We start from the raw sequence: 23645 nt of genomic DNA on the forward strand, positions 1-23645 counted from the left end.
ACGATGCAGCGCAGAGCAGAGTGCGATCACTCAGGCGCAATCGGCGCCTGTCCATTAAGCTCAAATTTTTAAGGATTCAGTGAGCGTCAGAACGTGAACCAGTCAATCGTCACTCCCCTGTAGGATCTGAATTCAGCCTACCTTCAATCGATATCGTAAAATGAATATCCCGACCGACAAATGGACTATCCAAGCCGCCGCAGGCATCTGCGTTATCGGGAATGGCCCCGGGGAAATGCCTAAGTTTGAGTGCGACCGGCCATTCATTCGCTTTAATCTCAGTGACGATACTCCCTTGTCTCTGATGGAGGTCCGAGTATCCAATCAGCGAGTGACCCGACGGTCCAACGAGTCAGCCGTATTTCAGGTTCAGAGTTGGGGAATGAGGGACGCGGAGCGCGACCAATTCCAGCACTTACTCTCACAGCAGGCATCTAAACTTGGTGCCGAATTGGGGTGCCTGCCGTCAACTGGTCTTGCTACCGTTAACGCCTGTATGGAACAGGGGCTATCGCTACAAGTATTTCGTATGCCGCTGCGCCCCACACTATTCCGGGCTCCCGAACTTGCACCGAGGCAACCATTGGCGGCGGCATTTCACAATTGGCTGGGCGAACAGCGCTTGGCGTGGCATCTGATTGCTGCTCAAGGCGAGCGCCTGAAATGGCTGGACATGACGGCAAAAAGTCACCCAGTTACCAGTGAAGCAGAGCGGCACTTAGATCCCTATCCTTGCATTTTCGATTGGATGCAAGGCGCCGCATTGAGAGGCCCTAACTCTGTTGATCGGGCGAACCTCGTGGAATTGGCCACCTCCTCACGATTCGATTGGGAGGGACATGCGAATCACGAGCGTCTACGTCAACTCGAACCTTTTTTTCATCTGGACCGAACCAGGCAGGAGACACCGAATTGGTGGCTATACAGTAATTCACTCTCGATAACTATAGATACACTGCTCACGCGGCTCACTCAAGTACAGCAGTTCCTCTATCTCGAGCAAGCGGTAGGCTGAAGATCCAATCTAGCAGCATCTTCTGTCGCGCTTTCCGATCGGCAGGGTAGGCCTCACGTTGGTGATAGTAGCAATACAGATCGTCGATAAAATAAGGGTGCCTAGCCAACTCACTCAGAGGCAGCATGATCCCGTAGTCGGTCACCTCATCCAGCCAGGCGCCGTCATACCGGAGATAGTCCTTGGGTAGCACATTGAACAGTCGCTTACGAAAACCACGTAGATGCGACCAGACGTTGCCGCCACCGAGCGAGCGTGCGTTCTCATAGTTCGGCGGATACTCCTGTAACGGTTTGTCCGGGCGAAACATCACGCCGTTGATCAGATCCGCCCCTACCGCCTGAGCGGTCAACAAGCGGGAGGCCACATCGGGTGATATAAGTGCATCATCCAGATCCAGGGTGACTATGAGCGTCTCAGGGTTGCGGCAGATATCCACCACAGCGATCAGAAAGTTCGGGATATACCCATAGCGGCGTTCGCGCCGAATCAATGTGGTGCGATCACGCAGGTCCCCGAGCAGCATGGGAATTTGCCATGTTTCGTTAGCCGGGCTGCCATCATCGATCACGATCAGGCCAAACCCCTGCTCACGCTGCAGTGCCAGCGAAGCCAAACTACGCCGCAGCTTGGCGATTCCGGTATGCCGCCCTTTCAACAGAAACACCAACGACTCATCGCGTGGAGGGTAGCTCCAACCGGCATCGGCAACTAAGTCCCATTTTCCTCTCTGGCGCGGCGGCTCTTTTCCCTGGGCCACCAAATCACGCCAGCGCGGTAGGCTATCTGAGTGCTTGTCCACATTCGGTGGGTGCAGGTAGTAAGTACGAGAGTCACCGCCTCGCAGTGAGCGCGACGCTGCACTGGATTGGGCCTGCTGAACACTGCGATGCCACATGAGCTCGAAGCGCCCTTCAACGACTCGGTTAGGCAACGGACACATAGCCCGCATGCGCGGAATATGAAGCAGAGCGCATCGAACCTCCGGTGGGTACTCACCGGGCCTCCCGATATAGGGTTTCACATCTGGTGTTAGCTGCGGGATGTTAAAACCGACCGTGACGACACCTGGGGCTTCAATGGCACGACACATGTCGTCAAGGAAGTCATGCCCCCAGTCACGCCGACCGATCAGGATGTCGACATCGCATTGCAATACCAGCGGCGTATCAAGCTGATCAAATGCCCAAAGCTGTGCGAACAGCGGTGCGCCAATGTGCGTGTGACTAGAGGTAACATCATCTCGACCGAACCAGCGGCGGTAGGCTGTTTTGATGTCGCCGCTGTTGGTGGGTGCAATCCAGATGGCATCTATCACCTGGTCCTCCAGAAGCCGCTCAGCCACGCGCACCAACCCAGCCAAATCCGCGCTGGCGTACTGCCTCAGGAATGGACCCGGATAGGTATCGAGCAACAGGATGCGACGTGAGAACGTAGCGGGGTAAGACAACTGGCTGACAATATGCCGTGCCTGAACATCCAACAGTTCAGCATCCTGGGCGCAGGCCTTGATTAATAAAGTTACCCGCGACTCATGCCGCACTGGTGGAAACACTGGTGAGTAACGCGCGACATCCACATGCGGATAGGCCGCCTCAATCAGCTCACGGAAGAACGTCGCGAACCCCGGCAGGGTATCCAGTGCCTCATGTTGGCGTAGTGTCGAATCCCGTCGAGCCATATCGTGGTCGGCTTGGCCCAGTATCCCGATACTGTAGAGACGCGCTGCAGTATCCAGAAACCGTGACACAGTGAACTCGGTGATATCCGCCCCGATATCGATACACACCAGGCGCCCGTTCGGGCGAACGCGAAAATTGGCTCGGGTGACATTACCAGTGACGTAGCCACAGGTGAGCAGTTGCAGAAGAAAGCTCTTCACCGTCTCGACGGGAAGGTGCTGTGGCAAGGGGAAACTCTCGAACCATTCGTATCGGCAGTGCCAGCTGCCTCCATCTGCTTGCCACCATTGTGCCCCCGGCACCGGCCCTCCGTCGCCCTGAACTAAGGTCTCAATGAGTGCTGCATCTTCCGCACTCATGGCCCAAGGGTAGAACTGCTTGTGTACCCACTCGCCTTCCCGCCAAACCACACCTTCCTGCCCCACCCCCAGCAGTGATTCGCCGTGCCCGCGAAGCGTGGTCCACATCCGGGCTGCTTGCGCCAAACGCTCCCGCTGACGATACCAATGATCCGAATGGCGGTTGGCGCTGGTCAGCTCACCGCCCAACGAATAGACGCTCACTACTGGATACGGAAGAATTACCCCTCGCTCATACTCAAGGATGAGTAGTCGGGCCACGAGCCAGTGATCTTCGGCACTACGCGTATGTGGATAGCGAATCTCGCTACGGGTGCGCAACAGCAAGTTGCAAGACGGCAACTCCTGATCCGCCTGCCCCAGGCAAAAGGCCTCGATGAATCGAACCAGGCGCTCGGTGTCATGTAGCCATTTCGAGTCGGCGATATTGCTATGCGGCTGCGGCACTCCACCCAGTTCGAGGTGATTGCTGCCCAATACAAAACGCGCCTCAGCCTGCTCGCCGACGCCCACCATCGCGGTAACCGCCTCGGCGCAGGCGAAGCGGTCATCCGCATCCAGCCGCGCGACCCAGGCCGCCGCAGGCAGGTGCTCATCCACCCAATCCAGCAGCGCATTGCGGGCCTTGGCGGCGCTGCCACAGTTGGCTGTGAGCACAATCACTTTCGGATCGGACAACATGTACTCGACGGCTGATTGCCAGCCATCAGTGGAACCATCATCCAGGATCACGATTACTCCGCGACCCTGCTGTACGATCTGCTGCGTCAGTGCCGAGTCGAGAGCCCTAGGCAACTTGGCAGCCTGATTGTGCAGACAGATACCGATGACTACCTCAGCAGCCCTAGCGCTGGCAGATAATTCACCAAGCAAGTGAACCCCGCGAGAACAGATGATGCGCGAGCGGAGGCGTGGCGCACTAAGGTGCATGATCCAATTCCTTCTGGCGTTGCAGTATTAGATCACGGGGCAGGCCAAATAGATCTTGCGCGCGGGTAAAGAAGCGCACCTCAATTTCAGGTGTCATCCGCCAGCCGTGCAGTTGATGGAACCGCGCCAGGCCATTGAGCTTTCCATCTGATCCAACAGAGGAGAGGCAGGCACGCCTACGCTCATGGTGCCAATTCACAGTATGGCGTGCGGTAAAGGCAGGGCGGACATTTTCGAGGCTCAACACCCGGATGGCGAGATCACGATCATTGCAACTTGCCAGCCCAGGGATAAAGCACCCAGCCCGCAGCAATGCAGCGATACGAATGAAGGTATTGGAACCCTGCCAACCGGGATTGCCTACAAGGAAATCGCTCACACAAACAGATCGAATCGGCTCGCGGGGTTGCTCGATACCATCCACCCAGGCGCGGATACCGGAAATCACCAGGTCCGGCCAGTCCGCCTGCGCCGCACAGCTCAAGCATCTCGCGAGATGCTCCGGGTCCCACGTGTCATCGTCATCCAGAATGGCCAGGTAATCGTCTGGCCAGCGCTGCGCTATGTAGTCGATGCCAGTGTTCCAAGCGTTTGCCACGCCGGACGGACCTTGGTTCTCTAGCCAATGCACATCCTCGATCAGCGGCTCAATCGCCGTGGCGCTATCCGCCGGCCTCATGGCACGGTCGCAAACGATTACTACCGAGTTTGGCGAGATTGTCTGAGCGCAGACTGATGCTATTGCCCGACGCAGCAACTCAGTGCGCTCTGGTACGGTGGTAATCAAAACCCTGATTCCTGGCATCAGCTCTCCAATTTCTTGGCAACAGATGTTATTCGAGGTAGTCCTGGCAACGGCGGCAACTACGCTGTGGAGCGATTAAGGTATAGGCAATTATTTCATCACGTGATGGAGCGAGAAAGCGCAGGGACTCACGCCGGCTTTCGTAGACACTCAATGACCGCTCTTGGCTGTGGATTCAACCGGTCGACGCAACAGATTGACTCAACCTACACTGAGTTTGAAAAGCGTCCGATTTACGCGTTACAAACCCTCCTGGCAGGGCAAGCGTATTGCAGTGAATCGCTCCAGCCCTACCACTTATGCCTGAGTCGTTAATCATGGATGAAGTCACTACCATGCCCTCGGATGATGTACCTGACCTTCAACGTATAGTGCAGCGCAAGCTCGGGCGCTGCCTGTTGCGCTTGCAACAATACGAACGGCTGCTGAAAGTCATAGTCGCGCATGGCGAGTTGAGCGGCCCTGCGGATCGGCTGCATACCATCCGTGAGCAAAAGATCGCATGTGCCCAGAAAAAGACCATGGGCACGTTGGTCGGAATGCTGACCGAATGCTTTCTGACCCAGTCGTCCCAAAATGAAGAGTCACAGACGGAAGCCGATGCCGGTGACCAGATCTGGTTCAGCTATCGACACCAGTTGGAAATGCCAGCCGAGCACTATGAGGCAACGAAGGCCGCCCTCAAGGAGCTGGTCGACCTGCGCAATGAACTGGTTCACCACTTCATTGAGCGTTTCGATCTCTGGACTGAATCAGGCTGCCAGGCGGCGGATGGCTTCTTGGAGGAACGCTACGAAACCATCAATCGGCATTGTCTGAATCTGCAATGTTGGGCCAAAACCATTGATGTGGCAGCAGCTAAAGTGGCTTCGGTTATGCGGAGCCAAGCATTTGAAGATGTGCTCATCGATGGTATCAGGGAGGACGGTTCAATCTATTGGCCTGGCAGTGGGATATGCCGCTGTTTACGTGAAGCGGAAACCAAGCTTGCTGAAGGTGGCTGGACTCGACTGGAAGCAGCCATCCGCTGGATCGGTGGTACCTATCCAGAGCAGACGCCCAAGCGCTACGGTTGCAGCGACTGGAAGCATGCCCTGCGCGAGTCACAGCAGTTCGAAATACGAAAATCCCAAGCTGATAATGAACGTATTGCTGTCTGGTATCGCAGCAAGCTCAGTTGAATGGGAAACTGAATCGCCCCTCCTTTTGTAAGCGCGCTGAGTGACTGCTCCTGGCCGGTTGCTGCCGGTCAAAAAGGTCAGCTTGCGAACCAAAGTACTCCTTCCCTATGGTGGCGCTTTCAGCACGGTTGAGCGTTTAGGGCGAGGGCTGTACCGTTCTACCTCTCGAATGTACTCGCGCGCTTCGCGAAAATAGTAGCGCATCAAATGAGTTCGCAGGTTCTGTCGTAGACGCCAAGTACTGTATGCACTTGCGCAAAGAAAGACGAAAAAATAGATCCATTCATTAGTGTCAGATAAAAATATAGCCAGACAAGTAAGCAGTATGAAAATTAATTGATCAGATGTATTTAGCCATCCGCTGTCTATTTCCCGCTTTCTCAGGGTACGAAGCAACCACCTATACATGGCGAAAAAAAGTGCACTCAAGGAAAAGAATACGAATCCTATAATCCAGCTTCCTGGTATGGGCGAAAAAAAGAAACTGACCCCAAAGCCCGCAAGGATAATGCTTGTGGCGAATGCACCAAGAAGAGCATCCCACTGTTGATCGGCGTAGCGATACAGCCGTCGTTTGATCTCGGCCCGGTGTATCTCGTGATAGCGAGGGTTCATAGGCCTAACCTAGGCTAGCTAGCCAGAAAACAAAAACGTGCCTTTGTTTGCCAAGTGTATGGTAGGTAGTGCTTTTGTCCAAGTTGTGCTCCCTACACGGAAGAGAATGAGAGGTTGTCGCTTCCGGCCGGTCTCAGCCGGTCGCGACCGGCTTAAGTCGACCCTTAGCGGTCATCGCATTATGCTGTAACCGTGTTTTCCAGTTCGATGAGAAAGCAGTGACGGCGGCTCGAACCTGTTGTTGGGCCATACATTCATTGCGGATACGGATACTTTGGATCTTGGCAGTAGTCGTAATCAGCGAGTGCATTGAAATCTCCAACAGCCTCGAGCACGTGGCACATTTGTTTCGGGTTCAGATCGACTAAGCCAAACATCGTCGCGTTGCTTTTGACCTTTCTGGTCATGAGGGTTTTGACCGGGCCAACATGAGCAATAGCGCGAGTGCCGGCATAGGTAAACGTGTATGCCAGCTCGTATAGGCGATTGCGCTCGTCTATTGAAAGAGTGCGCTCTTGCGGTGTGGACGCTAGCCTTTGGCTCATAAGCATTTCAACCCTTCTCAGGTCGGAGTCGTCGCCCGCAGCGCCAGCAATCTGTGAGGCGCTCGTTCCAAGCGAGTCTTCGTCCGACATTTGAGCTCGTGCTACCTCAAGGTACTTCAGGGCGTGCTTACCGTAGTTTGCGAGGACGCTTCTTGCGACCGGTCGGATATCTCGGTAGGGCCACTCCCTTTCAGTATGTGGCTCTTGCGAAAACGCTACTTCTCCGACCCTATCTACGATGTAGGGCGAGGGGTCTGGAATGCTTGCCGCGAGTTCGAGTTGGTACCGTTCAATATGACCATTGAGCCCGCGACGTTGAGTAATGACTTTACCCGCTCTGGAATAGATGCTCTGCGGTGCGCATACCGGTATCGACAGCCCCTTGTCTGTCGCCCGATAGAAGCCATGAGCAAGGAACTTCTCAACCCCAATGTCTAGCCAGAGCCCCTCAGTACGCAGACTTTGTTCCAAAACGTCCGCAGCCAGCGAAAACGTCTCGCCCTCTTCTGCCGTAGGCTTAGCACACGGCCGGATGCTCTTGTATAGCCATGCCTGCTCCAACTCGGGTGTGTGTCCTTTTTTTCCATTGCCTTGTGAAGATAGCCATGCGCCGAGCGCTATCCCCACGCCAACTAGAAGGAATGCTTGAAGAAATCGCTTCACGTTTTTTAGGCCCACCTACTATTTATTAGGCGACATGCCATGTCGCGTTTCATGTCGCAGTAAGCGCGAGATCTATCGAAGGGTAACGCGATAGGGGTGACAGCATGCCCGACTAGGTAAAGAGGGTAGCAGGGCAGTATCTATTTGCCACTAGTCTGTCCACCGACTGCTTTTGGCCGTTAACTGCCTGCCAAGAACTGCCAAGAACAGCCATAAGCGCCCCGTTCATGGCTTGAAGGTCGCCTGTTGCTCACCTCCCCAGGGCCTGATCCGCGTTTTTTCGCCCCACCTGCCACTTTCGCCACAATCGGCGTGGATCTAAAGTCAGGGGCGCATCTTCAGGGGACTTCCAGTCATGTACAGCTCGCTTGCCATACCGAGCACCGCTCGCCAATTGCATGACCGGATCTATGCTGGCGAGATCATTCGCTTCACTGACCTGCAGCCCATGACGGCGCTGGTGGAATATACGCGTGCGTTCCTCGAAGACGCGCTGCATCCCTGGTCGCCGCAACAGATCCATCGCTATTTGAGCCACCCTGAGCAGACTGAGCGCTTTGCGAAAATTCAGAACGACTTCGCAGGCTCGGCTGAGGTCCAGCAGCGCTGGCAGGACGTCGTGCAAAGCCTTGGCATCGCCCCCGATACCCTGGCGTGCGATCGCCTGCATTTGCGTTTTCAGCCGCATTGCGATCCAGGGCAGTCAACGCCGCGTGCCCGCACGACGGCCACCATCGCGTTTCACCGCGATACCTGGGGGTCGAATATCTATGCACAAACCAACTGGTGGGCGCCCATCTATCCCATCGCGGCAGGGCGTACCGTCGCCTTGTATCCAGGCCTCTGGCAGCGACCGCTGGGTAATTCGAGCGCAGATTTCGATATGCGCGCCATTTTGCAGCGATCCCATCAAGACGGCCGCAATGCCGTGGATGCCGACGAAGCCATTCCGCATCTGCTGGAAGCGATCGACTCGCAGGAGGGGGTTGCCGTCGATATCGCTCCGGGGAGCCTGATCGCCTTTTCCGGGGCTCATGCCCATGCCGGCGTCGGCAATAGCACCGGGCTGACACGCATCTCTTTCGAGACCCGATCAATACTGATCGCCGACCTGTTGGCCGGATTGGGAGCGCCCAATGTCGATGGTCACGCGCCGTGGAAGACTATTGGACTGTTTCGCCGAATGAACGATGCGCAACGCCTGAACGAGATCCTTGGCTGCGGCTTTATCGAGCCCTATCTGCGGCCAGCAGAGCCCTGACGCTGGCGCCGGTAGTCGCTTGGGGAAAGACCGGTGTGCTGGCGAAATACATGGGCGAAGTGACTGGGGATGGAGTAGCCGGCTTCATTGGCGACAGTGACCATGCAGTGCCTCGTCGAATAGCGACAGGCCTGGCAGCACCATGACGACTTCGAAAGGTTCGGGGCTTAGCGCGAGCAACACATCCAGCTCGTCTTTGGTAGTGACGAGCACTTAGGGGTCGATATCTGACACATCTTGATGATTCCTGACGCCGACAATCGGGTGACTTCCTGACACCTCTGAAGCGACACGGAGATCGACGATGGCTATCAGTGTTTTTGACTTGTTCAAGATTGGAGTCGGCCCCTCCAGCTCCCATACCGTCGGCCCAATGCGTGCGGAGGCTCTGTTTATCGAGGCCCTGCGCGGTGACGGTACGCATTTCATCTCGCTGGACCGGGTCATTCGCACCCTGCGCGATACCGGTGCCGACATGCATGACAAATACAAAGAGACCTCCCGTGGCGGATTGGCGGTCAGCGCTATCGAGTGCTGAGTTACCTTGATCGAAGGGAGAGCAGGACATGCTGCAACTGACTGAATCCGAGCGACCACAACCGCCAAAGCTGCGTATTGGCTTCTGGTTGATGGAAGCCTTCGATATGTACACCCTGGCCAATGCACTGGAGCCACTGCGCCTGGCCAACCAGTTGGCAGGGCACGATGTTTGCCAGTGGCAAATGCTGAGCCTGGACAGACAGCAACTGAACGCCAGCAACGGCATCGCAACCGCCACCGCGCGACTGGGTCAGTGGCAAACGTTCGATGTGTTGATCCTCTGTGGTGGCGATAACCTGCATCTTGATCCAGACCTGCGCCAGCAGCTGAGCCACTGGGCGGCGCAACCGATCAGCCTCGGGGCATTGGGCGAGGCAGGCTGGCTGCTGGCGCAGATTGGCGCCCTGGAGGGTGTCCGTTGCAGCTTGCCAGAGCCCGCCGCATCACTGGAGTTTGCCGCTTTCAGCAAGTTGACACCGGTGGCTGCGCCGTTCTGCGTCGACCGCCAACGCCTGACTTGTGTCGGCCCGCAGGCTGTTCAAGGGTTGATGCACGAGCTTCTCGCAAGGTTTCACGGTCGTGGCTTGATACTACGGATGGAAAAACATGCAGCACGCCAGGCCCGGCCGCTACTGCCCGTGCAGGACACCCCGAAAAAACTTCAGGCAACCCTGGCGTTGATGAGCGAGCATTTGAGCCGAACGCTGGGTATCGATGAACTGGCCGAGACCATGGGCATTTCCCGTCGCCATCTGGAGCGGCTGTTCAAACGTAGCCTGGGTTGTTCGCCGTCCCGACACTACCTGGACTTGCGGCTGCAACAGGCGCGGCAGTTGTTGCGTGCCGGTGAGCAGTCGCTGTCGGATGTCGCCAGGGAGTGCGGTTTCGTCTCGCTGCAACATTTCTTTCGCTGCTATCGCCAGTACTTCGGCGCGCACCCTCGCGACCATATGGGGGCGAAGGCGCAGAGTCAGCGGGCTCCAATGTTGAATGCACCGGCCCCTTCGCGAGCAGGTCGTGTCGTCGTACCGTCGCTCCCACACTGACCGCGCTACCCATTTGCCAATGCCCTCGCCAAGCGGCTTTTACCGCGCTTGCCGGGGGCATTTTTGTTTCGGGTGCAGCCCCCGAAGGGGCGCTTTCGCAAACAGCGGATATGACCAACTACAGGTCGGATTCGCGCAAAAAACCTCACCTTGCATCTGTTCGAATGATCTTCAGCGGCCCGCCAGATTGGCGCCTCCTGTAGCTCAATCAATGACAAGGATAAATGACATGCAAATGCCGAAAACCATCCAGATCAAGAACGGCGAAAAAACCAGCCCGACGTTCTCGGCTCAAGAATATGCCAACCGCCAGGCCAAACTGCGGGCTTACCTGGCGCAGAACAATATCGACGCGGCCGTCTTCACGTCCTATCACAACATCAACTACTACAGCGATTTCCTGTACTGCTCCTTCGGGCGTCAGTACGCGCTGGTCGTGACCCAGGACAGCGCCGTGACCATCAGCGCCAACATCGACGGCGGTCAGCCATGGCGCCGTACCGTCGGCACTGAAAACATCGTCTACACCGACTGGCAGCGCGATAACTACTTCGTTGCGATCCAGCAGGCCTTGCCCAAGGCCGGACGCATCGGTATCGAGTTCGACCATCTGAACTTGTTCAATCGCGACAAGCTCGCCAGTCGCTATCCGCAGGCTGAACTGGTGGATATCGCCGCACCGTGCATGCGCATGCGCATGATCAAGTCCGCTGAAGAACACGCAATCATCCGTCATGGTGCACGGATCGCGGACATCGGTGGTGCCGCCATCGTCGAGGCCTTGCGTGACCAGGTACCGGAATACGAAGTGGCCCTGCACGCCACCCAGGCCATGGTGCGAGAAATTGCCCGCACCTTCCCGGATTCCGAGCTGATGGACACCTGGACCTGGTTCCAGTCCGGCATCAACACCGACGGTGCGCATAACCCGGTGACATCGCGCAAGGTCAACAAGGGCGACATTCTCAGCCTCAATTGCTTCCCGATGATCGCCGGTTACTACACCGCACTGGAACGTACGTTGTTCCTGGACCATTGCTCCGACGAGCATCTGCGCTTGTGGGAAGTCAACGTCAAAGTGCACGAGGCCGGTCTGAAGCTGATCAAGCCGGGCATGCGCTGCTGCGATATCGCGCTGCAATTGAACGAGATCTTCCTGGAACACGATCTGCTGCAATACCGCACCTTCGGCTACGGTCACTCCTTCGGCACGTTGAGCCACTACTACGGCCGCGAAGCCGGATTGGAACTGCGCGAAGACATCGATACGGTGCTGGAGCCAGGGATGGTGGTGTCCATTGAACCGATGATCATGTTGCCCGAAGGCCTTCCAGGTGCCGGCGGGTATCGTGAACACGACATCCTGATCGTCAACGAACAGGGTGGGGAAAACATCACCAAGTTCCCGTATGGTCCGGAACACAACATCATCAAGAAGTAAGACCCTGCGCCGCACAGTGAACCTGTGCGGCGTTTTGCTTTGACCTGTAGCGAAAAATCTTCCCGGTGGCTGAGATAAACCGGAACAAAACAATGCATGCACGCTAAAAAGCGCGCAGCATTTACCGAGCCTTAACCCTGCCAAGTAAAACAATAGAGGGTTTTGTCATGTTCTACGCCTCGACTCTTCGTTTCGATAACCGCACCTCTGACACCGGAGGTGCCCAATGAGCACTCAAAGCGCAAGCCTGACGCCGACCCTGGCGCAGAAGCTCGAACAGACGGCCGAACGCAAGGCCCTGCGGCGCGCAGCCAGTGCCAGCTTCATGGGCAACTTCGTCGAGTGGTTCGACTATGCGGCCTACGGCTATCTGGCAACCGTCATCGCCCTGACGTTCTTTCCGCAAACCGACAAGGCGACCGCGCTACTGGCGACTTTTGCAGTGTTCGCGCTGTCGTTTATCGTCCGCCCGCTGGGGGGACTGGTTTGGGGGCACTTCGGTGACAGATACGGGCGACGCAGTGCGCTGTCATGGTCGATTCTGATCATGTCGGTCTCGACCTTTTGCATCGGCATTCTGCCGACCTACAACCATATCGGCCTGTGGGCACCGGCCTTGTTATTGCTGATTCGCCTGTTCCAGGGCTTTTCCGCTTCAGGTGAGTACGCCGGGGCTTCGGCCTTTCTCGCCGAGTATGCGCCCGAGGGCAAACGCGGTTTGTACACCAGTATTGTCCCGGCGAGCACAGCGGCTGGCTTGCTGTTCGGTGCGGTGTTTGTCGCCGGCCTGCATGCATGGATGAGTGTCGAGGATCTGCACAGTTGGGGCTGGCGCTTACCCTTTCTGCTGGCAGCACCTTTTGGGCTGGTGGGGCGTTATATCCGCATGAGTCTGCAAGACACGCCGAAGTTCCTGGAGATGGAAAAACGCCTTGAGGCGAAGGAGTGCGCGACCCACGCTCCGGTTCGCGAACTGCTGACCGTGCACCGACGCAGCGTGATGATCGGGATCGGCGCGACCTGCCTGAATGCCGTGGCGTTTTACCTGTTGCTCAGCTACATGCCAACCTACCTGTCCACCGAAATGGGCATGAGCGAAAGTGATTCGTTCCTGGCGTCGACGGTGTCGCTGGCGACCTATATAGGGCTGATTTTCCTGATGGGCAAGCTGTCGGACCGGTTCGGACGCAAGACCATGTTGGTGACCGCTTCGGTATTGTTCCTGGCGCTGACATTCCCGCTGTTCGGGATGTTGGAGAATCAGCCTTTGATCGTGATTCTGATGATCCAGATTGCCTTCGGCGCGATCCTGGCGATGAACGATGGCACCTTGCCGTGCTTCCTCGCCGAGATATTCCCCACTCGCGTACGCTTCAGCGGTTTTGCCTTCAGCTTCAACATCGCCAACGCAGTGTTCGGCGGCACCGCGCCGTTTATCGCGACCTGGCTAATTCAACTGACCGGCAACAAAATGGCCCCGGCCTGGTATCTGTTGGCGGCTGCGGCGGTGGCGTTGATTGCCATGCTGGCGAGCCGGGAGACTGCTCATAAGGCTTTGCAGGACTGACCTTTATCGGTGACCTGACTGGCCTCATCGCGGGCAAGCCCACTCCCACAGGGTCTTCAGTGAACATGCAATCTGTGTTCAACAAAGATCACTGTGGGAGCGGGCTTGCCCGCGATTAGGCCTTAGCAGCCAATATCAATATCAAATCAATGTAAGGAGGCTACTTGCTTGCGCTCACCAATAGGCGATACACCGAAGAATCGGCTGTAGCATTTAGAGAAATGCGCCGGCGAAACGAAGCCGCAGGCGAGGGCGATGTCACGTACCTGCGATTCGCTGCGCAGTAATAGCTGTCGCGCCCGTGCAAGGCGCAACTCCAGGTAGTACTGACTCGGCGTGCGTTGCAGGTGCTTGTGAAACAGACGCTCCAGCTGGCGCACCGACACCTCGTTCAACCGCGCGAGTTCCTCAAGGCCCACCGGCTCCTCGAGATTGGCTTCCATGATCGCCACCATCTGGCTGAGCTTGGGCTGCGAGGTGCCCAGTTTCTGCCGCAATGGCACACGTTGTTGTTCCTGCGCCCCCCGGATCCGATCACACAACAGCAACTCGGCGGTGTGGGCAGCGATGTCCCGACCACCGGGTTCGCGGGCGATCAACTGCAGGGTCATGTCCATGGAAGCCACGCCACCGGAGCAGGTGTAGCGATCACGGTCCAGCTCGAACAGCTGGTTGGAAATGATGATCCCCGGGAAACGCTCCTTCAGTGCTTCGATGTCTTCCCAGTGAATCGTGCAACGATAGCCCTTGAGCAGATCGGCGCGCGCCAACAAGTGGCTGCCGGTGCAAATCCCACCCAGTGGCACCTGATCATGCGCCAGCTTGCGTAGCCAATTGAGCAGTGGTCGGCTGCTGTGATCGGAGACGATCGGGTTTGATCCGACAACGAACAGCATGTCCAGCTTTGGTGCATCGGTGATGCTGTGGTCGGGCAGGATGCGCATGCCGTTGCTGGCCTTCACCGGGTCCAGGCTGGCGGCGATGATGACAGTGCGGAACATCGGCTTGCGCGCGGCCAGGTTGGCCATGCGCAGGGTTTCCACGGCGGAGGCGAAGCCGATGGTGGTGAAGTTGGGGATGACCAGGAAACCCACGGTTTTCACTGGCTGTTGTTCATTCGCCGAGCGTCCTGCGGCGGGTTTCGCCACCTGGAGTTTCGCCATTATTACCGCTCCTCAACTGCATCAGTGACGTGCTCCGCGGCAAGCTGCCGATACGGGCAACGTCATCTCGTTTTTGTGATTGTAAGCCCTGTTTACAGGCTTCAGGATTTTACACCGAGTGTCCGGTCAATAGACCGTGACGAAAGGAATACGCACGCAAGATGCCATGAGTCTGGATTGTCTGAAGGGGGCGTAGATAACGTGGGGGAATAAGGCATGGGTGATCAGCAAAAAAACCGGCCAGCTCCGTGGTGGAGAGCGGCCGGAAAGAGGTGAACGGGAAGGAGAAAACCTGTGGGAGCTGGCTTGCCAGCGAAGACGTCGTGACATCCGATAAATATGTCGCCTGACACACCGCCTTCGCTGGCAAGCCAGCTCCTACAGGGGGGGGCGGCGCTAGGCGTTTTTGGTTTGAGCAATATGCACGGGCTGTTTCCTGGAATTGAAGATTGCACCCATACAGACGATGGACAGGGTCAGCGCACCCGTTGCAATAACCTCCATGCGGTGCTGCGGCAAGATCAGCATGACCACCAGGATACTCAAGATGCAGGCAATGACCAGGTAGCTGAGCCAGGGGAAAAACCACATCTTGAAGGCGATCGGTTGTCCCGAAGCATTCATTTTTTTACGCAGTACCAGTTGCGAAACAGCAATCACCAGATAGACCAGCAGCGCAACAGCCCCGGAGCTGGCCAAGAGGAAGGAGAACACCTCATTGGGTGCAAAGTAATTGAGTGCCGTGGTCAGGAAACCTACCGCCGTACTGGCCAGCACCGCCACAAAGGGCACTCCGGAAGAAGAAGTTTTCTGCAGTACTCGCGGGCCATCACCGCGTTTGCTCAGGGAGTAGACCATGCGTGACGCGGTATAGATGGCTGAGTTGAGGCAGCTGGCTACAGCAATCAGCACGACGATATCGACGATCAGTTTCGCGTGTGGAATGTTCATCAACTCGAGCGCTCTCTGGTACGAGCCGACTTCCATGAGCATGGGATCGTTCCAGGGGACGATGGAGATGATGAGGAACACCGAGACGATATAGAAAATCCCCATTCGCCAGACGACGGAGTTGGTCGCGCGGGTGATCTGTTTTGAGGGGTTTTGCGATTCGGCAGCGGCAATGGTGACGATTTCCGTGCCCATGAAGCTGAACACCGTGGTGAGCATCGCACCGATGACAGCGGTCATGCCATTGGGCATGAAGCCACCGAACTCATGGCTTAATTGAACGACACCACTCACCGTCGTATCCGGCAATCCGCCCGCCAGGGCAAGCGCGCCAAGCGCGATAAACCCCAGCACCGCGATGACTTTGAGCATGGCGAACCAGAACTCGAACTCCCCGTACCGGGCGACACTGAACAGGTTGGTCAATGTCAGCAGGCCGGTGACTGCAATCGCGAACTCCCAGGTCTGAATGGCGGGAAACCAGGCATGCAGGATGGCGGCAGCGGCGATGGCTTCAATCGGAATGACCAGCACCCAGAACCACCAGTACAGCCAGCCGATGGTGAAGCCGGCGCTGCGTCCCATCGCCCGCTCGGCGTAGGTCGAAAACGATCCTGTATCGGGCGACGCTACGGCCATCTCGCCCAGCATGCGCATCACGAGCACGACCAAGGTGCCGGAAAAAATATACGCCAGGATGGCGGCGGGCCCCGCCGAGGCGATGGCGTGTCCTGAACCGATGAACAGGCCGGCGCCAATGGCACCGGCAATGGACAGCATGGTGACGTGACGCTGCTTGAGGCCTGGGGCCAAGGTTGAGCTGCTGGACATGAGACTTACCCTTTTTATTTTATTTGGGGAGGGTGAAGCATTAACCGTGGGTACTTGTTTCGGCACGTCCGTGTGTTCGTCAGGTGTCCAAATCAAAAGCCTCGCGCACAGCGGCGCTGATGCCCGAGACACAGACTTCGAGAATCAGCTCGCCTTTCTCGCGACTGGAGCCTTTAGGCGATGACAGTGTTCCGCAGGCCGGAGTGCGCTCCGGGATGATGGGGAAGACGTCGTAAGGCGGGAAGGTGGCGGGAGGGTGGTCAACCGCACGGCTCAGATCGACCTTGTCGGGGTGAAGGGCCAGCATCAGGGACGTTTCGAAAACACCGCCATGTTCGATATCCCAGCCGAGGAATCCGTCGGGGTACAGCTTTTCGATGACGGCCGGATCGTTGACGAAGTCCCAGTAGGACAGCACGACCACCTTGAAGTCACTGATTCCACCGTAGCGAAGTTCTCGCAGGGCAAGGTCTATGCCCTCGACAATGAACATCGAGTTTTCAAAGTGACCGTTCATCATCACCAGTTTGCGGGCGCCATGGCGTGCAAGTTCCCGGATGATGTCCTGCACGGTACTGGTCAGCGTGGCGCCATCGAGGCTGGTGGTTCCAGGAAAGTGGTTGCCGCCGCCTGATTTCTGCTGGGACTTGTAGCCGTAGGCCAGGGCAGGCAAAACCAGGCCCCTGACGTTTTGCGCTACCGCCTTGCAAATGGCGGTAGGCAGCAGGACATCGACCTCCATGCACATGTGATGTCCATGCTGCTCCAGTGCGCCGACCGGCAGAAAGACAGGGCAGCCGGTAGCGACCTTCTCTGCATATTCCGGCCAGGTGAGTTCTCCAATTACGACGCTGTTGTTCATCTGCACACCCTTGGAAATGATTGATCGCTTGATGGTTTTAAACCGGTGGTTCGGGGCGTTTGCCTATCGTTTGACCGCCCCCTCGGATTGCAGGAATCGAAGGAGGGCGTGTGGGCAATTCGATCAGATGGGGAGGGGGGCAACTTGTCTAAATCCGACCCGTAAATGACAAAATACCACCTGTTTTGGCGTTTCTGACCGTGATATCAGATACGTGCATGCCGCTTTTGAGCAAGAGTGGCGAAAAGTCGGATCTGGCAAAGTCCAGGTCGGGCGTGCACAAAAACGCGTGATGGCGAACTGCTGCAATGCATCCAGCCAGCGAATGACGAGTGTGGTTGGCAGAAGCGACAGGCGCACTTTCCATCACCCGGGAGAGACAATAATGAATAATCCCATCGACCTTTCACGCCGTACATTCCTCAAGACCACCGGCATAATGGCAGGCACCGCGGCGCTGTCCGGTTTGCTGCCCTTGAGAAGCTTTGCCGCAGCGGAAAAGGAACTGGTCATCCTCGCATGGGCCGGACACGCCGAGCCGGACATAGTCGCCGATTTCGAGCGCAAGTACGGGGTCAAGGTCCGGGCCAAGTACTACACCGGTGGGGACAACATGCTCGGGCTGATCTCGCAATCCCCGCCCGGCACCTTCGATCTGATCCTGTCCGACGCCGAATATGTCCAGCAACTCAATGCCGCCGAATACATCGAGCCACTCGACCCCGCTGACTACCCCCTCGATGACTTCTACCCGGAGTTCCAGCATTTCCCTGGCCACTGGCAGGGGGACAAGCTCTACTCGGTGCTGATCCGCTTCGGCTTCCTCGGCATCGCCTACAACACCCAACTGGTTCCCGAAGCCAAGGTGCAGAGCTATGACGTGTTCTGGGACGAGAGCCTCAAGGGCAAGGTCGGCCACTTCGACTGGCACCTGCCGAACCTCGGGCAAATCAGTTTGATGGGTGGTAATGCGCGCCCGTACGACATCGATGTCGCGCACTGGCAAAGGGTCCAGCAGAAGATGATGAGTCTGCGCCCGCAGATCGGTGGCTTCTTCGATTACGGCGGAACCTTTTCTTCGCTCAAGAACGGGCAGATCCATGCCATGTGTGGCATAGGCGACTGGATCACCGGCGTTTTACAACGCACCGGCGCACCGGTGAAAACCGTGCTGCCGAAGGAGGGCGGGTTGCAATGGACGGAGTCTTACTGCATCGCCAGGAAAGCACACAGCCCGGATCTGGCGAAGAAGTTCATCCAGTACATCACCTCGCCGGAAGGCCAGGTCAAGTCGGCGAAGATGGCCGCCTATCCAGCGCTCATCCCGAGCAAAAAAGGCTGGGAGCTGCTCAACCGCACCGATCCCGCCGAAGCCAGGCGCCAAGGCATGGTGCTCGGTCAGCGCAATGTCATGGACGACATCCGCGATGGTCGCATCAAGTACCGCGAACTCCCGGTCCAGCAGAGCCTGGATGAGTGGAACGACTTCTGGTCGCAATACAAGGGTGCTTGACGAGCCGTGCGGAGGTGGTCCCCATGATTTCAGACAAGTTGAAGACTTCGCCGTCGGAGCACTGCGATAACGCGGACGCCGAAACGCGCCGCGCCACCAAGAGGGTGTGGCGCTTACCGTGGTTTGGCCTTTGTGTCTCGATGCCGATCCTGATCTGGCAATTGATTTTTTTCGTATTGCCGCTGGTGTTTCTGGTGGCCATCAGCTTTTGGCTGGTACGCAATTTCCGGATGGTGCCGACGTTCGAGTGGCAGAACTGGAGCTACATGCTCAGCCGCGGCTTCTTCTGGGATGCCTACGTCCACACCCTTGCAATGGCGGCGGGCGCCACGGTCCTGGTCAGCCTGGTGGCTTTTCCCTGCGCTTATACGATCGCCTTCAAGTTCCGCGAGTCGGCAAAGCAATTGCTGGTGTTGCTGCTGGTCACACCATTCTTCACCAGCTATCTGGTGCGCACCTATTCATGGCAGGTGTTTCTCAGCGACAACGGTATCTTCAATGCCGCGCTTGGCCTGGTCGGACTGGAGCCCTTTGCCATGCTGAACACGGCGTTCGGCACCTATGTCGGCTATTTCACGCTGTGTCTGCCATTGGTGGTCTTGCTGCAATTATTCAGCCTGATGTACATCGACCGCTCGTTGATCGAGGCCGCGCACAACCTCGGCTGTGGACGATGGCGAACGGTGTTGCTGGTGGTAGTGCCGTCGGCGCGGATCGGCATAGTCGTTGCGGCGCTGTTTTGTTTCATACTGACGTTCGGCGACTTTGTCAGCCCGCTTTACCTGGGCGGTGGCCAGCCGCCAACCCTGAGTACGCTGATCACTGACACCACCAAGTCCGGCCAGCAATGGCCACGGGCGGCGGTGATCGCAACGATGATGATTGTGACGTTGCTCATCTTGGCTTTTGCCGCGGTTCGCTTCGCTTACCGGAGGCGTACATGAACGAGCATCGGCTGATCAATTTCTTGCTGCGCAGCTTTGTCGTACTGGTGCTCATCTTCATCTTCATGCCCATTGCCGGCAGCTTCGTGTTCTCGTTCAACATCGACCGTTTCCCTTCCTTGCCACTGGGCGGCTTCAGCCTGCACTGGTACGAGACGATCGCCTCCGACCCGGCGGTGTGGCAGGCCTTCAGGAACAGCCTCACGGTGGGTGTGGTCGTGTCGCTGGTCTCAACCTTGCTTGGGTTTACGGCGGCCTACACAGACTTCCGTTACCAGTTCTTCGGCAAGTCGATCTACATGGCGCTCGCGCTACTGCCGCCCACCATTCCGGTGGTGATCATGGGGCTGGCGATGCTGGCGTTCCTGTCGCGAATCGGGCTTTCCGGCGAGATTTACGCCGTGATGATCAGCCACATCGTGATGTGTGCCCCATTCGCAATGGCGGTCATCCGGATGCGTCTGGCGCAGATGGACCCGAACATCGAGGCAGCGGCCTGGAACCTGGGGGCCAATCAGTGGAAGGTCATGCGCTATGTAATCTTGCCATTCACGGCGCCGAGCATTTTCGCCGCGCTGTTCGTGACCATGGCCGTTTCCTTCGATGAGTTCGCTGTCGCCTGGTTCGTGTCGGGACTCAACGAGACGGTACCGGTGCGGATCCTCAACACCTTGCAAGGGCAGGTGAGCCCGACCATCAACGCGATCGGCACGATCGTGTTCATCACGACCATGACCCTGGTGATTCTCGCGCAATTGCTGTTGATGCGTCGGCGCAAGCCCGCGAGTGCCTGATACCACCCTGACAATCATCCGGACACGAAGGATTCAGCCATGACTCAACCGCTGGTGGTATTCGACAACGTGGTCAAGCATTTCGGCAGCTACCAGGCTGTCGAGCGCATGAACCTGGAAATCCATAAAGGCGAGTTCGTCGCGATCATGGGATCGAGCGGATGCGGCAAGACCACGACACTGCGCATGCTCGCGGGGCTGGATAAACCCTGTGAAGGGGAAATTCGTCTTAACGGTGAGCGCATCAACGATCTCTACTCCTGGGACCGGGAGACGCCGCTGGTCTGGCAAAATCTGGCACTGTTCCCGTTTCTCAACGTGCTGGAGAATGTCGAATTCGGCCTGCGCATGAGAGGAATGGCCAAGGCAGAGCGACGCAAGAAGGCGCTTGAATGGCTTGAGCGACTGGGATTGCAAGAGTTTGCCAAGCGCGATATCAGCCTGCTCTCCGGTGGCCAGCGCCAACGCGTGGCGCTGGCGCGTTCGCTGGTCACCGAACCGCCGATCCTGCTGCTCGACGAACCGCTGAGCGCACTCGATGCTCATCTGAGTGTGCGCATGCAAGGCGTGCTGACCGGACTGCAGAAGGACCTGGGTATCACCTTTGTCTACGTCACTCACAGTCAATCCGAAGCCTTTGCAATGGCCGATCGTGTAGTGATCATGAGTCGAGGCCGGGTCGAACAGATAGGCACGCCGCAGGAAGTTTTTCTTGAGCCTCACAACCGCTTTGTTGCCGAGTTCGTTGGCGGTAAAAACATCCTTGACTGCACTGTCGTTGGCTTCGACGATAGCGGGTTGGTTTGCCTCGATTCGGAGCACGGTGGATTCCTGGCGCGGCTGCCGGAGGGTAAAACGGTTGTTCCCGCTGAGCGCGTTACGGTCTGCGTAAGCGCCGAGCATATCGACCTGACCGCGCAGCCTGGGCGACGCAACCGGTTGAACTGCACCGTCGTCGGTGAAGAGTTCATCGGATCGATGGTCAACATTTATCTCGAAGCCAGCGGCGGGCTTGAGTTGCAGGTGCAGAAACGGCATGCCGATTACAACTTGCTTGGCGTGTACTGCGGGCAAAAAATCTTCGCCGAGTGGGATGGTGCGAATGCGCTGATTCTGCGTGGTGACTGACCCGCGCGTTTGCAATTGACCAGACCAGTCAATTGCATTGGGCTTGACTGCCGATTGCTGGGGGATTTGACCAGCCATTAATCGAAGCTGAGAGGTTCATAACGACCCAATGCAGCCAGTCGGCATAACAGTTTTCAACCAATCGCCGGAACAATGTAGCTGCTTCACTCAACCCCTTCTCGTATCATCAGCGCCTTTGCATCTGGAACGAACTGTGTGAAATCGCCAACTGGAAAAGCTCCGGCTGCCCCTGATGGGACGAAGTGGGACGTAGGCGAGGCTGTCAATCAGCTCTCGTGGGACGACTTGCGCATCATCAAGACGCTCAGTGATTGCGGCAATCGTTCGGCTACGGCCAAGAAGCTTGGCATCAATGTATCCACCGTTTCGCGCCGAGTTGCTCAAGTTGAGCGAACGCTCGGCATCGCGCTGTTCGATCACCGCAAATCAGGGTATCTGCTCACCGCCGAGGGTGCTGAATTGCGAGCACTCGCCGAGCGAGTGGAGCTGGATATTGTCAGCGTCACGCGGCGTGTTTCACGTTCAGGCCAAGGCCCCCTCGGGAAACTTCGAATTACCACCAGCGACTCGCTGCTGCTGTACTTCTTCACCCCCATCATCGCGGACTTCAAGGCCCTGAACGAGGGGATCAGCATCGAGGTGCTGGTGGGCAATGAAACCCTTAGCCTCGCCCGGGATGAATCGGATATCGCGATTCGAGCGACGAGAAAACCTGCAGAAAGCCTGGTGGGCCGTAAACTGGCGAACATTGCCTGGGCACCTTACTGCTGTGCCAAGCAGATGACTGCCTTGCCCCTTTTCGAAGAGGGCCAGGCATGGGTGTCATACTCCTCAGCGCTCTGCGGTTTGAAGGCGACAAGTTATGTCGAAAGCAGAGTCGCTGCTGAGCGCATAGCGTACCGCACCGATTCTGTTGCAGCAGCAAGCGCTGCAATCGCGGCGGGTCTGGGATTTGGATTCCTTCCCTGCATGTTGGGCGACATAACCCCAGGGTTGGTACGCGCCGGCCCGGTGGTGCCAGAGCTTCAGGATGAGTTGTGGCTGCTGACTCACCAGGACATTCGAAAATCGTGGCGAGTCAAAGCATTCATGACCTTCTGCGCCGCTGCCGTGGCCAGTCAAAAGCCCTTGGTCGAGGGGCAATTGATACTCCCGGTCACCTAGATCGAAACCGGGAGTGCAGCTCAGATGTCTCGGGCGCCAATCACGGCCTTGCACACGATCTCAATCAGCTGCGGACGCTGGGCAAGTCTCGACACCCCAATGATATTGCTCGCGCACTGAGGCCGCTCAGTGCCATAGGCCGCCTTGCGCACTTTGCCGACCACCGCGAACGCAGCGTCCATGTCCAGCACATAAAGCGTTTCCTCGACAACATCTTGCATAGTTGCGCCATACAAGGCGAGCAGCTTCGAAATGTTGTCGTAAGAGACCCGCATCTGCTCTCCCATCGAAGAGAAATCACTGGGCTTACCGTCGGCGTTCAGCGGCGCCGGGGCTACCAGATTACCTGCCTCATCATGGTTGAATTGACCTGATACGTAGATCTCGTTTCCTACCCGCCGTGCCTGCGGATAGCCATACGCCTCCTCCCAGGAAACGCCCCAGTAGGCGGTCTGCTTGTTGAACGGTTGTGAAGCTGCCATTGCATTCTCCTGCATATGAGGGACCGACTTGATCCGAATGGGTGGGCGAATGCTAGCAGCGCGATCGCGCATTTTATGGCTCATAAATGAGCCGACAGGAGCGCAAAAATGCGCCACCGAAAGGCGCCTTGTTTCGTTATCT

General features: G+C 57.2%; 21 protein-coding genes. 12 read left to right on the forward strand and 9 right to left on the reverse strand.

Annotated elements, in window-relative coordinates; genetic code table 11:
* The first annotated feature begins 160 nt into the window (after positions 1–160).
* The gene (locus PMI31_RS30170) at positions 161–1015 is read left to right on the forward strand and encodes a hypothetical protein (protein WP_008020148.1); all 855 of its coding nucleotides are present in this window, start codon (positions 161–163) and stop codon (positions 1013–1015) included.
* Here the strand turns inward: PMI31_RS30170 and PMI31_RS20030 are convergent.
* The gene (locus PMI31_RS20030; RefSeq protein WP_008020150.1) at positions 969–3986 is read right to left on the reverse strand and encodes a glycosyltransferase; all 3018 of its coding nucleotides are present in this window, start codon (positions 3984–3986) and stop codon (positions 969–971) included. The two genes, PMI31_RS30170 and PMI31_RS20030, sit on opposite strands and share 47 nt — an antisense overlap.
* Entirely contained in the window at positions 3976–4773 is a 798-nt protein-coding gene (locus PMI31_RS20035; RefSeq protein ID WP_157213293.1) for a glycosyltransferase, read from the reverse strand. Before PMI31_RS20035 ends, PMI31_RS20030 begins: the two co-directional genes overlap by 11 nt.
* A gap of 335 nt (positions 4774–5108) precedes the next feature.
* Here PMI31_RS20035 and PMI31_RS20040 point away from each other — a divergent pair, with 335 nt between their 5' ends.
* Positions 5109–5972, forward strand: a complete 864-nt coding sequence (locus tag PMI31_RS20040) for an OST-HTH/LOTUS domain-containing protein (RefSeq protein ID WP_008020152.1) — start codon at positions 5109–5111, stop codon at positions 5970–5972.
* 869 nt (positions 5973–6841) lie between these two features.
* Here PMI31_RS20040 and PMI31_RS31410 read toward each other — a convergent pair.
* The gene (locus tag PMI31_RS31410) at positions 6842–7795 is read right to left on the reverse strand and encodes a hypothetical protein (RefSeq protein ID WP_238539304.1); all 954 of its coding nucleotides are present in this window, start codon (positions 7793–7795) and stop codon (positions 6842–6844) included.
* Positions 7796–8150: 355 nt separating this feature from the next.
* Between PMI31_RS31410 and PMI31_RS20050 the strand changes: the two genes are divergently transcribed.
* Positions 8151–9056, forward strand: a complete 906-nt coding sequence (locus tag PMI31_RS20050; RefSeq protein ID WP_008020155.1) for a hypothetical protein — start codon at positions 8151–8153, stop codon at positions 9054–9056.
* Here the strand turns inward: PMI31_RS20050 and PMI31_RS30180 are convergent.
* Entirely contained in the window at positions 9032–9160 is a 129-nt protein-coding gene (locus PMI31_RS30180) for a helix-turn-helix domain-containing protein (RefSeq protein WP_008020156.1), read from the reverse strand. The two genes, PMI31_RS20050 and PMI31_RS30180, sit on opposite strands and share 25 nt — an antisense overlap.
* Positions 9141–9269 (reverse strand): hypothetical protein, encoded by a 129-nt coding sequence (locus PMI31_RS31645; RefSeq protein WP_258394890.1) that lies wholly within the window; start codon positions 9267–9269, stop codon positions 9141–9143. The genes PMI31_RS30180 and PMI31_RS31645 overlap by 20 nt, the downstream gene beginning before the upstream one ends.
* Before the next feature lie 91 nt (positions 9270–9360).
* Here PMI31_RS31645 and PMI31_RS31650 point away from each other — a divergent pair, with 91 nt between their 5' ends.
* The 4 genes from PMI31_RS31650 to PMI31_RS20070 all read left to right on the forward strand — a co-directional run bounded on the left by PMI31_RS31650 (position 9361) and on the right by PMI31_RS20070 (position 13650).
* A complete protein-coding gene (locus PMI31_RS31650) occupies positions 9361–9594 on the forward strand; it encodes a serine dehydratase beta chain (protein ID WP_008020157.1) in 234 nt (77 codons plus the stop codon).
* Between the two features lie 28 nt (positions 9595–9622).
* Complete coding sequence (locus tag PMI31_RS20060) at positions 9623–10642, forward strand: GlxA family transcriptional regulator (RefSeq protein WP_008020158.1); 1020 nt, start codon at positions 9623–9625, stop codon at positions 10640–10642.
* Between the two features lie 229 nt (positions 10643–10871).
* Positions 10872–12083, forward strand: coding sequence for a M24 family metallopeptidase (locus tag PMI31_RS20065; RefSeq protein ID WP_008020159.1), 1212 nt, complete (start codon positions 10872–10874; stop codon positions 12081–12083).
* 226 nt (positions 12084–12309) lie between these two features.
* Positions 12310–13650 (forward strand): MFS transporter, encoded by a 1341-nt coding sequence (locus PMI31_RS20070; RefSeq protein WP_008020160.1) that lies wholly within the window; start codon positions 12310–12312, stop codon positions 13648–13650.
* A 146-nt stretch (positions 13651–13796) separates the two neighbouring features.
* Here PMI31_RS20070 and PMI31_RS20075 read toward each other — a convergent pair whose 3' ends face one another.
* The 3 genes from PMI31_RS20075 to PMI31_RS20085 all read right to left on the reverse strand — a co-directional run bounded on the left by PMI31_RS20075 (position 13797) and on the right by PMI31_RS20085 (position 17457).
* Positions 13797–14813 carry a GlxA family transcriptional regulator gene (locus tag PMI31_RS20075; protein ID WP_008020161.1) on the reverse strand — a complete coding sequence of 339 codons (1017 nt, stop codon included), beginning with the start codon at positions 14811–14813 and terminating at the stop codon, positions 13797–13799.
* A 396-nt stretch (positions 14814–15209) separates the two neighbouring features.
* Entirely contained in the window at positions 15210–16595 is a 1386-nt protein-coding gene (gene gabP, locus PMI31_RS20080; protein ID WP_008020162.1) for a GABA permease, read from the reverse strand.
* Positions 16596–16674: 79 nt separating this feature from the next.
* Positions 16675–17457 carry a creatininase gene (locus PMI31_RS20085; RefSeq protein WP_008020163.1) on the reverse strand — a complete coding sequence of 261 codons (783 nt, stop codon included), beginning with the start codon at positions 17455–17457 and terminating at the stop codon, positions 16675–16677.
* A gap of 385 nt (positions 17458–17842) precedes the next feature.
* Here PMI31_RS20085 and PMI31_RS20090 point away from each other — a divergent pair, with 385 nt between their 5' ends.
* From PMI31_RS20090 to PMI31_RS20110, 5 genes are all read left to right on the forward strand, one after another.
* Complete coding sequence (locus PMI31_RS20090) at positions 17843–18970, forward strand: extracellular solute-binding protein (protein ID WP_008020164.1); 1128 nt, start codon at positions 17843–17845, stop codon at positions 18968–18970.
* Between the two features lie 23 nt (positions 18971–18993).
* A complete protein-coding gene (locus PMI31_RS20095) occupies positions 18994–19914 on the forward strand; it encodes an ABC transporter permease (protein WP_008020165.1) in 921 nt (306 codons plus the stop codon).
* Positions 19911–20708 (forward strand): ABC transporter permease, encoded by a 798-nt coding sequence (locus PMI31_RS20100; RefSeq protein WP_008020166.1) that lies wholly within the window; start codon positions 19911–19913, stop codon positions 20706–20708. The genes PMI31_RS20095 and PMI31_RS20100 overlap by 4 nt, the downstream gene beginning before the upstream one ends.
* Positions 20709–20747: 39 nt before the next feature.
* On the forward strand, positions 20748–21836 hold the full coding sequence (locus PMI31_RS20105) for an ABC transporter ATP-binding protein (RefSeq protein ID WP_008020167.1): 1089 nt from the start codon (positions 20748–20750) through the stop codon (positions 21834–21836).
* 216 nt (positions 21837–22052) lie between these two features.
* Entirely contained in the window at positions 22053–23021 is a 969-nt protein-coding gene (locus tag PMI31_RS20110) for a LysR family transcriptional regulator (protein ID WP_008020168.1), read from the forward strand.
* Positions 23022–23041: 20 nt separating this feature from the next.
* Here PMI31_RS20110 and PMI31_RS20115 read toward each other — a convergent pair whose 3' ends face one another.
* Positions 23042–23503, reverse strand: coding sequence for a RidA family protein (locus tag PMI31_RS20115; RefSeq protein ID WP_008020169.1), 462 nt, complete (start codon positions 23501–23503; stop codon positions 23042–23044).
* Between the last annotated feature and the right edge of the window lie 142 nt (positions 23504–23645).

It is taken from the genome of Pseudomonas sp. GM55, from assembly GCF_000282395.1.
GTDB lineage: Bacteria > Pseudomonadota > Gammaproteobacteria > Pseudomonadales > Pseudomonadaceae > Aquipseudomonas > Aquipseudomonas fluorescens_CC.